At 36.8% G+C, this 12,232-nt stretch carries 12 protein-coding genes and 1 pseudogene; all 13 read right to left on the bottom strand.

The features are described 5' to 3' along the window. Positions 1 to 777: pseudogene (locus AC3B6B_RS07830) on the bottom strand (hypothetical protein); the annotation flags it as partial. A 173-nt stretch (positions 778 to 950) separates the two neighbouring features. Then, positions 951 to 1,262 carry a hypothetical protein gene (locus tag AC3B6B_RS07825; RefSeq protein ID WP_489758069.1) on the bottom strand — a complete coding sequence of 104 codons (312 nt, stop codon included), beginning with the start codon at positions 1,260 to 1,262 and terminating at the stop codon, positions 951 to 953. A 17-nt stretch (positions 1,263 to 1,279) separates the two neighbouring features. After that, positions 1,280 to 1,498 (bottom strand): hypothetical protein, encoded by a 219-nt coding sequence (locus tag AC3B6B_RS07820; RefSeq protein WP_489758068.1) that lies wholly within the window; start codon positions 1,496 to 1,498, stop codon positions 1,280 to 1,282. Positions 1,499 to 1,584: 86 nt separating this feature from the next. After that, positions 1,585 to 1,914 (bottom strand): type II toxin-antitoxin system PemK/MazF family toxin, encoded by a 330-nt coding sequence (locus tag AC3B6B_RS07815; RefSeq protein ID WP_489758067.1) that lies wholly within the window; start codon positions 1,912 to 1,914, stop codon positions 1,585 to 1,587. Between the two features lie 2 nt (positions 1,915 to 1,916). Further along, positions 1,917 to 2,180: an AbrB/MazE/SpoVT family DNA-binding domain-containing protein gene (locus AC3B6B_RS07810; RefSeq protein WP_489758066.1), complete on the bottom strand. Its 264-nt coding sequence runs from the start codon at positions 2,178 to 2,180 to the stop codon at positions 1,917 to 1,919. A 108-nt stretch (positions 2,181 to 2,288) separates the two neighbouring features. Beyond that, positions 2,289 to 6,257 carry an isopeptide-forming domain-containing fimbrial protein gene (locus AC3B6B_RS07805; RefSeq protein WP_489758065.1) on the bottom strand — a complete coding sequence of 1,323 codons (3,969 nt, stop codon included), beginning with the start codon at positions 6,255 to 6,257 and terminating at the stop codon, positions 2,289 to 2,291. Between the two features lie 172 nt (positions 6,258 to 6,429). Next, the gene (locus AC3B6B_RS07800) at positions 6,430 to 7,890 is read right to left on the bottom strand and encodes a CAP domain-containing protein (RefSeq protein ID WP_489758064.1); all 1,461 of its coding nucleotides are present in this window, start codon (positions 7,888 to 7,890) and stop codon (positions 6,430 to 6,432) included. Between the two features lie 23 nt (positions 7,891 to 7,913). Then, positions 7,914 to 8,156, bottom strand: a complete 243-nt coding sequence (locus AC3B6B_RS07795; protein WP_489758063.1) for a hypothetical protein — start codon at positions 8,154 to 8,156, stop codon at positions 7,914 to 7,916. Positions 8,157 to 8,520: 364 nt separating this feature from the next. Continuing rightward, a complete protein-coding gene (locus tag AC3B6B_RS07790; RefSeq protein WP_489758062.1) occupies positions 8,521 to 8,688 on the bottom strand; it encodes a hypothetical protein in 168 nt (55 codons plus the stop codon). 69 nt (positions 8,689 to 8,757) lie between these two features. Continuing rightward, positions 8,758 to 9,498, bottom strand: a complete 741-nt coding sequence (locus AC3B6B_RS07785) for a class A sortase (RefSeq protein WP_489758061.1) — start codon at positions 9,496 to 9,498, stop codon at positions 8,758 to 8,760. Between the two features lie 20 nt (positions 9,499 to 9,518). Next, positions 9,519 to 10,028, bottom strand: coding sequence for a hypothetical protein (locus tag AC3B6B_RS07780; protein WP_489758060.1), 510 nt, complete (start codon positions 10,026 to 10,028; stop codon positions 9,519 to 9,521). Between the two features lie 16 nt (positions 10,029 to 10,044). Beyond that, the gene (locus AC3B6B_RS07775; RefSeq protein ID WP_489758102.1) at positions 10,045 to 10,182 is read right to left on the bottom strand and encodes a hypothetical protein; all 138 of its coding nucleotides are present in this window, start codon (positions 10,180 to 10,182) and stop codon (positions 10,045 to 10,047) included. 687 nt (positions 10,183 to 10,869) lie between these two features. After that, positions 10,870 to 11,235, bottom strand: coding sequence for a hypothetical protein (locus tag AC3B6B_RS07770; protein WP_489758101.1), 366 nt, complete (start codon positions 11,233 to 11,235; stop codon positions 10,870 to 10,872). Between the last annotated feature and the right edge of the window lie 997 nt (positions 11,236 to 12,232).

The following is a 12,232-nucleotide window of genomic DNA, read 5'->3' as shown; positions in this document are numbered from 1 at the left end:
TTGTAATTGTTGTTGCTTGATGGACAAATTGGCTAAATATTGGCTTAAATTTAAAATTTGGTCATTAGAAACTGGGGCTTCCGAAGCAGATCCTGGTTGCGGAGCCTTTTCTTCAACCAAGCTTGACGTTTCTGCGGCTTGATCAACCGTTGACGCTGATACCGGTGGATTTTCCGCTTGATTCACTGGTGGTTCGTTAGTAACCGATAAATCTGGTTCAGGATCTTCCTCTGACGTTTCTTCCGTTTCATCGTCAATATCTAAGTCAAACACCTCCTCTGCTGAATCTCCCTGAAAATCACTAAATGGATCGTCAGCAGAATCCTCTGCCTCTGGTTCAGTAGTAGGCTGCTCTGTCTCCGCAAATGAACTGTCATAAGGTGTTTCGTCATCTTGATCAGAACTAATTTCGTTCGCAATTTCACTAGGAATATCTAAATCAGCTTGGTCTGGGTTGTCATCGTCAGCAATATCAATCGCCAATTTGTCCGGTAACAAATTTTTTTGACCCGCGTCAGTCGTTTGAATTGGAATTTCAAAGTCCATACTAGTGACTTCACCATTACGACTCTCTTCTTTTTGTTCAATCGTAAAAGCTATGGTCGTAGTATCTAGGGCATTGTCTTCCAAATATTGGGCAATACTTTCAAAGATTTTTTCTAACTCTGCCATGGAAATTGTGGCTTTCTTATACGTTACTAAAAGCTTTTTGCGTACGGGAATGTTTAAAGATTTGCGAATCTTTTTATCCACATTTGTAATATAACCTGAATACATTTGCTTGACCTCCATTTTTTATTCTTGCGTCACCGCAAGTAAAAACGTGCCAACTTTTCACGGTCGACACGTTGTACGTTGAATATTAATCATGGGGTTAATCGATATTCAATCAATTGTTTTATAAGGGAAAATCAAAAAATCATAATTCAAAATTCAAGTTTTATTTGGTTCTAAAAACCACCTCCTACGGCATTTTGTACCCAAGAGATTATCGCCAGCGCCAAACAGATAACTGCAACACCAATAGCGGCCCACATAATCAACTTTTTAGAAGCTTGATTAATTTGCGTCCCAAAAGATAAACCAATACCACCGGCAACAATGACCACGGCGGCTAACACAAAGCCTAAAGTAGTTAAATTGCCCTTTAATTGATTAGCAGCATTGGTTAGGTTACCGAAAATATCGCCTAATTTTTGAATGGCACGGGCGTCCATTTTATTAATTAAATTAGCCATTAATGCTTGTAAAACCAAAGACACATGATTTCCTCTTTTCTTTAAGGATTGAGTAATTGCTGTTTAATTTCTTCATCAATTAATTTTTGAGAATAGTAGTTGTCAATTACATTTAATAATTCATGATCCGTTGCCGGATCAATTAAAACCGCGAGCGCCTGCTTACGGTTTTGCACTTTAAACTCTTTGTTAGAGATCCCCCTTTCATGCAGGATTTTTGCCAAAAGTAAGTCTTGGGTGGACTTCTTTTTTGTGCTCATGGTTCACCTCCTTTCGCTTTCCTTTTTCTGGAAAACAAAAAAAGCGCCACAGATTTCTCTGTGACGCGCAAGTGGAACATATTTAATTATTCAGATTGTTTTATGAACTCAAACAATCTAATAACATCTGAATCAGTCAATTTACCAATTGGTTGATTTTTAAAAACTTTCGAAGGTGGAAGTCTAAATATCTTATGAGTATCAACATATGATTGCTTATTTAAACCCGCGCCTTTCCAATCCATTATTTTGTAATAAAATTTATTCTTGAAATAGGAGGATTGAACATATTGAGAAGTAATTTTAAAAACACCAATTTTTTGAGCAGTTATTTTTACTACTAAGGCAGGACGAATTTTTTCTCCGTCCGTATCTTCATAAGGAACATTAGCAATATAAATATCCATTGGTTCCATAGTTAGCCATTAACCATCCAATCATGAAACTCTGGAGATTTTTTAGGATCATAGTTTCCGTTCTCGTCAAATTCAACATCTTCTACTGGTATATCCTTTATCAGATTAGACCAGTCTAAAGCTGTTGGTAACTTTTTTACAATGACCCGATCCCCTTTTACTTCAAAAGATATTTTGCTACCTTTTTCTAATCCTAACTGCTTACGCACCGGAGCAGGTATTACGACTTGTCCCTTGCTAGACAAAATACTGGTTAGTTGTGACATATGCCTATCCTCCTAATTTATCAGATTAACTTTTTTATTTTCTATTTCTTACTTCTTACATCTTACATTAAGAATATAGTTTTATCAATCTAATAAGTGAAGAATATTTTACTTAAACAAAGCTAAGAATTGATTTAACAACTGTTGCCAGAAACTAATGGAACCTGTTTGCGCCATCTTTTTGTACGATGGTGCGTCTTCGGGAGTTTCATCGCTCGGATTGTCCTGATCCTTAGAATTATCTTTATCTGGAGTCGCTGGATTTTTGACTGGTTCTAATGGATTACGAACCTCGTTAGTGTCTAATGGTTCTCCGCCAAGAGTTGAAGTTGCAACATTAACAATGTCATTTTCACCACTGTCATTGTAAGAAGAATCTAAACTGTCAGCTGCTGGTGTGGTTGTATCACTGGAATCAGTGGTATCTGTTGTGTCATTAGAATCACTAGCTGTCTTGGTATCAATTTCTGAATTAGTATCAGCACTGCTACTAGACTTAGAATTCAAATCAGGTTCCAATTCTTTTAATTTATCACTAGACTGCGCCTCTTGATCATTGGTGTTGCTTGTTGAATCTGCACTTTGATCGGAGTCACTGGAATCTTTCGTCAAGTCAGAATTATTACCTTTTACAACAGTTTTAATTACCAACTCGTAAGTCTCACCTTTCAGCTCCATTTTATCCAAGAAGTCCTTGGACGCCGTGAATAGAACAGTATTGCTGGTAGGTTCAAACGTTAATTCACTGGGTTGACTCACCTTTTTACCGTCAGCTTTGTTAATTACATAAGCATTCTTATAAACTAACCGGTTATCTAACTGATCCTTGATGGAGAAATCAGGGTAACGTTGACTCAAATCTTTACCTAAAGTACCAACTTTCTGGTCGACGTGATAGTAAAGTTCGTCACCAGGTTTAACCTTGGCGTTATTAATATCTTTACCATCTTTATCAACGACTGACTTAGTCGGTGCTGGGTTCTTATGATTTAACGGATTTTCAACTTCGTTGGTCAACTGTGGGTTGTCGTCAATATTAACCGTAGCAGTGTTAATAATTTGATCTTTGCTATCGCCGCCATCTTTAATATTGACTTTCGCTTGAATGACTAGCTCATAGGTTTCACCTTGAAGTTTCATGTTCTGCAAGAAATCCGAACTAGCGGTCCAAGTAACCGTGTTTTGTGTTTGATCAAAGGTAATTTGACTCGGATCACTAATTTCTTTGTCAGGACTAGCTTTATCTACTAATTCTGCTTTCACGTAATCTAAATTGTTATCCAATTTGTCACTGATTAAGAATGACTTGTAGCGAGAAACTAAGTCTTTGCCTAACGTGCCGACTTTTTCGTCAACGTGGTAAGTTAAGACGTCGCCATTATGGACAACTTTATGGTTCATATCCTTACCGTCAGCGTCCACCACGGTCTTTGTTGGTTTAACTGGATCCTTGGGCTTCAAGGGGTTCTCAACTTCGTTGGTCTTTTGAGGTTTATCATTAATGGTACTTTGGCCAACATTTTTGATTACAACTTGCGTGCCTGGATCTTCCTTGTTATCGCCACCTAAAGCATTCTCTAAGGCCGTTGAATTATCAACCTTAACCTTTATCACTAATTCGTACGTCTCACCTTTGAGTGGCATTTTACTTAGGAAGTCCTTGCTGGCGGACCAAGAAACGGTATGCGTCTTTTGGTCGTATTCCGTGGTATTAGTATCGTCAATCTTTTTATTGGTATCCTTATTCACGACTGAAGACTCAACGTATTTCACGTTTGGATCTAACTTATCGCTTAACCCAAAGGAGGAGTAGGGTTTGAGCATATCTTCGTTTAAGTTACCAACTTTTTGGTCGACGTGATAATACAAGGTATCGCCGTTCGCAACTTCTTTGTGATTAACGTCATTGCCGTTGGCATCGACAACTGTCTTTGTCGGCGCTGGTAGAGTCCCTTCAGGATTAGGAACCACTACATGCACTTGATTTGATTTGTACGTGTCTTTACCTACGATAGCATTCGCATCGTTTGGAATGAGATAATTGCCCGTCTGAGAATCAATCAAGTCTGAAGTGTACTTGTAGTCCTTATTCAAGTTTACTGTCAGATACATATAGACGGTTTTACCGCGCAAGCTTTCGGCATCGTTAGCGGTCCAAGTAACGTCTCGCTTGGAAGAACCCGTGTCTAACGTCCCATCGTTAGTCAGATCTTTACCTTTGGAATCGATGATTTTAGCTGACTTGTAGTTAAAAGCGTCGTGCAACTTATCTTCTAGCGTTAAACTGCTAAAGTCACCATACTTACTTAATTTGAACTGCACGGCAAAATGAACGTCAGTGGTGTCATCTTTGGCGGTTAACTTTTGTTCGTCCTTGAGAGCGTCGGAACCGTCGTAGTTATCGCCTTTGTCGTCACCACTATCACGATTTAACTGCTTCTTTAAAGTCTTAGTAGCAGCTTGATTTTGAGTTTTAGCCGTGTCGGTGTCAGCGGCACTTGCTGAAGATTTAACCGCTGATTTGAACAATGAGTCCCAATCTTTCACGTTGTCGAATTTGCCAACGAAAATCTTCTTGTAAATTTGCGTGCCCGGATCAGAACCAACAGGGTTTTCTGTCTTGTTCGTATCCGCTTTATCTTTGTCAATTTGCACGTGACCAATATTATTAATTACCGTATCGGGTTTAACGTTAGCTTTAACTTGGACCGGCATATGCACCGTATAGGTTTCACCAGATAGAGGCATGACGTTTGCTAAGAAGTTACTTGAAAACGCATATTTTAAAATGCCGTCTTCATAAGTGAAATCACCGGCGTCCGTTGATAATTTCTTACCTGAGCTATCGTCTGTCACGTAACCATTCTTCAAGTAGTCCACTTCATCCGGCAACTTGTCAGAAAATTCAAACGTTTTGTAACGGTTTAAAATTGTAACGTTCATTTGGTCAACTTTTTGAGAAATAGTATACTCAAATTTCTCATTAGGCTGAACTTCCTTTTTATTGATCGAATGAAAATTAGCTTGATTAGATGGATCATCAGAGTCGTTTTGCATAACGTCCTTAGTTGGAGCAATTGGAACGGGGTTCCAAAGAGTTGCGGAACTAAAAGCTAACCACTGACCATTAGCGTAACCATATTCGCCACCATTAAGCTTGTTGTCTTCCGTGGCAGAAGCATAGCTGCCCATGATTAACTTAATCGTGCTGCCTTTAATCTGAAAACTAGCAGAAGCTCGTGGAAATGTGGGACGACCAAGCAAATCTTCAAACCCAACGTCAGTATTAACGCTATCTTTAACGGATTTTGCACTGCGATTACCACCAATAACTGGTGTTCCACTCCATGGTGAATTAAATTCTTTCAAAATAGAGTCACTAGTTTTGTAGTAAGGTAATGATCCCATTTTTTCGTAATTGACAAATTCATTTCCCAAAATAAAGTGACTGAATTGACCATTAGAAGCATTGGCAGTATTTTGATTCAAGGAACTAATTGTCAAAAATGTTTGGTTAGGATCCTCACCAACGTCAATTGGTGTACCATTGGCGTCAGTAAACGTTAAATCCATGTGATACTGTTGCTCACCAATACATTGAATACCATTGTAGAGTTTGTCGCTCACGTACCAAACCATCGTTTCGCCATAGACTGGTGCTTGCGGTTGGGCTTGAATATCGTGAATTTTTACTTGCGCATAAATTGGGGTATTCATATACGTCCCAACAGATTTGGCGTACTTAATGTTAATTACAGCATTTTGCATATCTGCTGGGCTAGCAAACAGTAGCTTAGTGGCGTCACTGTCTGACATTGAACCTGGACGTTGATTGCCCGTCATGCGGCTAACAGTTGGACTAGAACCCGTCACTTTAATATCGGCTTGGGACGTGTCAACATCTTTGGCAATTACTAATGAATTATTTTTATTAAATTGTGGCATGCTTTGATCAATGGATATAGCATCGCCCCGAACATTAGTTAAATTAGAACCGATAGAAAAAAATAGAAGCAATGAACTAAAAAGTGCCACTAAAAGGTTTCGAATACTTTTAAATGGCGTATGAGTTTTCATTTTTTAAATCTCCTTTTTCTTAAATTTAAAACTGTTAAACTCACCTCCTTCTTTAAATTAAAACCAGAGTTATTAATTTGAAGCACCACCTCCTTTAGTTTTTTTAGATGTGTATAACAAAAAAAAGCGCCACAGATTTTATCTGTGACGCAAAGTGAAACATATTTAATTGTTATTTTTGAGCTCCAATAATAATCTCAGTATATACACGACCATCGCCGTAGGTGTAACAAACGGCTGCACCCATCTCTTTGGCTTCAGGACTTAAATAATTTTGATTATAGCCCGTAGTACCGTAAAAACCATCGTCAGTAGAATTACCTATTAAAGCTCTTGTAACTTTTTCTGGAGTATCATACATGCTTCTATCATAAAGATCATCGCCCATCATATAGTTTAATTCACGAGCGTAGCTCCAGTTATAACCAACTTCAGACAATAATGACCACCAACTTGATCCGTCTGGGCGGGTTGGAATATTGCCGTGATCATATGGAGTTGATTCTTCTTGAATCCGTTTAGTAGCCGCTTGAGTCAATTTAGAATTAATAGTAAGTGGAGATAACCCTTTAGCTAAACGTTTATTATTAATTTCAGTTAACAGAGATTGTTCATAAGCTGAATTTGGTTGGTGTTGAACAGGAACATACCAATCGGCTTCTCCATGAGCTCCATTTGTATTAAATGGCTTATCATTTGTTGGTTTAGAATTTGAAGAACTATTAGAACTTGAGCCTGTATTAGTAGCTGAACTTCCACCGTTAGTAGTTCCTGAACCATTAGCTGCTAATGGTGTGAAGTTAGTTGAACAGTCACTAGCGTTTAGCCACTGGTTGTCGCCAATCTCAAAGAAAAGACCACCATTAATGTTGAATGTTCTTAGAACCCGCCAGTCAGAGTTTGCCGGCACACTGGAACTTGTAGCAACACCGTTATGGTCATAAATCTTAGCACCGTTTCCACTAACGACACGGGCAACATTGTAGCTATAACCGGTTGGCTTGTTGCTGTTGTTAGAACTGGAACTAGTATTGGAACTGTTGCTTGGAGCAGTAACGGTGGTTGTTGGCTTGCCATTCAAACCAAAGTTTGACACATCTTTGATGTTGTTAGGCGTTACGTTCAAGGTCATGTCATCGTCACGCACATACATATTAGGTGCTACTTGGTAGAACAACCGTCCTTGAGAATTACGGATAACTTTACCAACAGTCCATTGCGATTGATAAGCCAGGTTAACACCATCGTCATAGGTATTGTTGCCTTGATTATCGTAAATAGCCGTAATCGTACTATTAATCGTGCCAACTATTTTCTGGTTCAATTTACCAGTTGCGGGATCAAAGTTAGGTTTAACGTCATTGCCACCAACCCATTCATTGCCAGAAATTTGATAATAATAAGTCCCATTAACTTGTTTAACTTTGCCAACACGCCAATCAGAATTATTATTAATTGCCCGCGGAATTTCTTGCATATTATTGTCATACAATTGCGCATATGGATCTTTTTTTACGGTAACAACTTTATAGCTATAATCCTTAGCTTGCACCTTTTGTTGGTTAGTCGTTACTAACGAAATAAGTAATCCCCCAGTGATAAACAACCCACTCAAAACATTTGATTTTTTCATTTTAAATCCCCCAATTTAAAAAGCTAATCTTCTTCCTTGAAAACCTTTCTGGCATACTCGCTAAGCCGATATGCAGTCAAAACATTCATTCTTCCAGGATCATTTTGACCATTTCTTAGGCGAATAATTGTTTGTCTAGGCATTCCAATTTCATTTGCTATTTTATAACCGCTTATATTAGAGTCCAACAGACGTTTAACTAAAGTCATATCAATCTTACTTTTGAAAAGATTTTCTTGCTCATAATCAGTTATTTTTGTAAACATTTACTTAATTTATAATCTAACCTCCTTATCACATTTTTAATTGTACTGTAACTCATAAGTTACGTCAAGTGCTTTTAGAAAAAAGTTTAATTTTTTTCTCATTCAGCAAAAAATCCAGCTCCAAATCTGCTAAAAGGTTTGAAACTGGATTAAATTTTGAGTTTTTATATTGCTAAATCCTTAAGGGTACAAAAACTTGTTGTAAATTATTAGCAAGTGTGCGTTCGTTTTTCTATTGCTAAATCCTTAAGGGTACAAAAACATTATAGCATGTGTTATCATTGATATTGAAAAAGGGACTGGTGCTAGAACACCAATCCCTTAGCGATCCGCTTTAAAGGCGGTGACTAATTATCGAACAATGTTAAATCGTCCTATAACTTGCCAAAGTTAGAGTAGGACGATTTTTTGTTACTTTTTGTTGTTTATGATTGTGGCAACTAATGTGCCAAAAGCAATCATTAACATTAATACCTTGTAGGTATCCAAGTAAGACTGTGTATCCTTTCTGTTGATTCTTCCGTATTCTCATACGCAAGCACCTCCTTGAGAACAAACAGTCACCGCCCATAAAACTTATCGCATTAACTATTAGCCCGCTTTAATGTTTGGTCTCATAATCGAACTGACCAGTAATGACCCACCGCCGAGTTCCGTTATAATTACAGGTAAACAGTGTTACCTTTCGTTGCTTTTTGTCGCTATACAAAATTGATTTTGTAGTTGGCGTTTCTGTACCCTTATAAACGGGTTGGTACGGGCGAACCAATTGTTTATCAGTTATCTGATAGTAGTAATTTTTTACTTTATCAGTTAAGATAATTTGTTGGTGTACGTTGGGCACTAAATTAGGTACGCGTGAGAATAAAACATTTAGGGACGTGTTCATGTTGTGACCAGCTAATACATAATTTCCCGCTCCACCAATTGGAACAGTAGTTGGATAATAGGCAGCTGCTCCTAAAGACAAAGTATACATATTCACACCATTCAAAATTGGCAAATACATGCCAATTGCCGGAATACTGACATATCCCGCATAATTATCTCCATATCCATCTGAAAGTGCCTTAGAACGATAATCATTAAGTTCAAAAGGCGTTACCATTTTGACATTATCAATATCTGACGGATAAATTTTTGTCGGCCCATTTTTTAATTTGGCTACCTGAACTGCCTTAGGTTTACTAGCATGTACATAACTATCTAAAATAGATTTTTCCTTTTTACTTTTAACAAAAAAGAACAAGCAAATGACTGCTAACAACGCTAAAACAGCAGTAACACTAATTTTGATCCATTTTTTCTTTTTTGAATTATCTGGAATTTTCCTTTTTTCCAAAATAAACACGCTCCTTTAAACTAAAAAATATTCAAAAAAGATATTAAAGATGCTGAAAAATAAATTACTCCTAAAAGTACTGCTGCCATCATGAAAAAAAGCAATAATATAAAGAATTCATCTGAATCTGCAAATGAAAATACAACTCCAGCAATCAGTACTGCTAATATTACATATTTAAAATAGTCATTTAGTAAAACTAATACTTCAAGTCCCCACAGAGAATTAAAAACTGAAAAAGACAGTAAACTTACCATAATTATTTGATTTAAAATATTTGAAACCAAATCACGAATTTGAAGATCAAAACAATATTTTTTTAAATAGCTAAAAGAACAAATAATTGTTGCAAACAAAACAACCAAATATACATTAACTAAGTCTTTTAGCAAAGGGGCATGACTTGGCCTCGCAAGCTCTTTAACATTGCCTAAAAAGTAAAGCTCCAAAAATAGATCAACAAAGTTTAAAACTAAAATTAAAAAAACCGTAGTTGCTAATTTCTTATTGCTAAATCCTGCTTCTTTCATAAAAGATCACACTTAATTAATTCAAATAAGTAATCGGCTGACCAGTTTGATTGCTGCAAACAACTACTCCACCAAACCTTTTAGCAAATTCTCGCCAATAATTAGGATTAGCTTTAAAATCGCTCTCCAAAATTTTTTGTTTTTTATCCTGCATAACTAATTCCCCCTAAATAAGTATTAAACGTAATTCATTTGTATCCATTGCTAACTTAGCTTCACAGTGCAATGTTCCCAATAAAAAGACAATCCCCATAAACACTAGAAACACTCCAAAAACAATCGCATAAGCTCTTATTTGCGACCTTCGTCTGATCACAGCAACTTTTACGTGTCGCTTAATCAAAATTTCTCCCCCTTTTATGTAAAAAAGGCGCACTATCCCCATAGAATTTTTATTCTTATTTTTTGATTTCTTATCAATTGATAACTTTTTGGTAATAAATGAAACTTCTTTGTTAGTACATAAAACAATTTTTTAAGTTAATTCAGAATTGATTGTTCTTTCAGATAGCTCACCAACGCTACACTGATCAAACCAATTACTTAAAATCAACTAACCGACTTTCGGACTCGGTTAAACCCACTTCTATACAAATGAGCATAGACAGGACTTTTTGGTCAATCACGTTTCAATCCAAGCTAATTTGGCTGTTAGCCCGATTGCCTAGTTAATAGTCCCCAACCAGTAATTAAATACCGCAACATCGTATGGCTTCTTCACCCTCTCCCCGCCTAGCCACGGTTACCAAACGGATCATAGATTGTTTGTATTAAGTTTTCAAAGAACCATTGAAGACTAGGTCTTAAAGAACTACCAACCGCCTCAAATTAGCTAAAATGATTAGCAATATTCAAAGCGAATTCTTCTCAACTCATAATCATCAGGACTAAAACAGGGATCAGACTGAATTAATGCAACATCAAGCGGCTTAGATTGATCCAAAAAACGTAATCTTTTAGCAATCAAACAGTGGTGAGAATCCATTACTGTGCGCGCAGATTGATAAACCTCACGTGAATTTAACAGCCTACGTGGATCCTTTGCACAAGCAAACATTCCATTGCCTAAATTTACATAAATTTGTGAACGATAAAATAAGCGTACGGAATGAGCCTCATTTAACAGATCCTCAAATAAAAAATTCTCACCAAAAACTAAAACTCGCTTCTGATTTCGTTTTCCGGAATAATCAAACGCTTGTCGCATAATTTCCCTCCAACTCCAGAATCAACCCCTAATTAGAACCACAAACCTTAACAACAAACAAAAAAGGAGCACCTGCATTGTACAGGTACTCCACTCAATTTAGCTTAATTAATTAAATAGATTAACGAAGTTCTTTAGACGTTAACGCTATCTATGCTAAAATATCCAAGTGAACTAACCCATTATAGCTACTACCAATAGCTATAAAAAGGGAGTTCTCTCGGAGAGTAAAAATAGCCGAACAAATGTCGTTGTTCGAGTTATGACTTTTTAGAATGCTTCAACATTCTATCAAGCCACTCTCTTTTTTATTTGATTGTTATTAGGCTTTAAAGCCCTTAAAACAAAGCTTCATAAGCCATGTAATTCTAATTACAATCAAAGAATACATTAATCTTAAAAAATAATCAAGCAAATTTAAAACAAAACTTAACCAAAAAATAAAGCGTAAACTTATATTGCGCAATTTAAATTTACATTCACAAAGTTTATATTTCACTATTAAATAATCTTAATTTTCAATAACTCAAAATCATTAAATAACATAAATCTTATTTATTTCCTAAAATCCCTTGACTCTAGGGTTTAGACCTGCTTAGCTTAGAGATGGTTGAGGGTTGCTGAGAGCAGATTTGTACCCTAGATTTTTGTCCAGAGTACAAAATCAACCTACTTAGCTCATCGACGTTTATCGGGAGCCTCGATTGTCACTCATTTGTTGGCTTCATGCCAATCAATACTTAACGGAAACTGTGTTTCCAAACCACAAAAAAAACGCCCTTTGCGGCGTCTATTATCTTATTTTTTATTGTTCGAATAATAAACTCATACTGATACCGCTCACTGGTTGCCCAGCAAGCCGTTTTACCTGTTCCATCGTTGGAACTTATCCCACGCTATTAGTAAGTGGTCTCTTTCAATCATCGAGTGATTAGCCCACGGGCTAGCGCTGGCCCAACCCTAGTTAGGAGTGATCCAACTAGGACTGCTTAAATTT

This window comes from Bombilactobacillus sp. ESL1197 (assembly GCF_058107145.1).
This window is presented reverse-complemented; position numbering and strand designations above follow the sequence as displayed.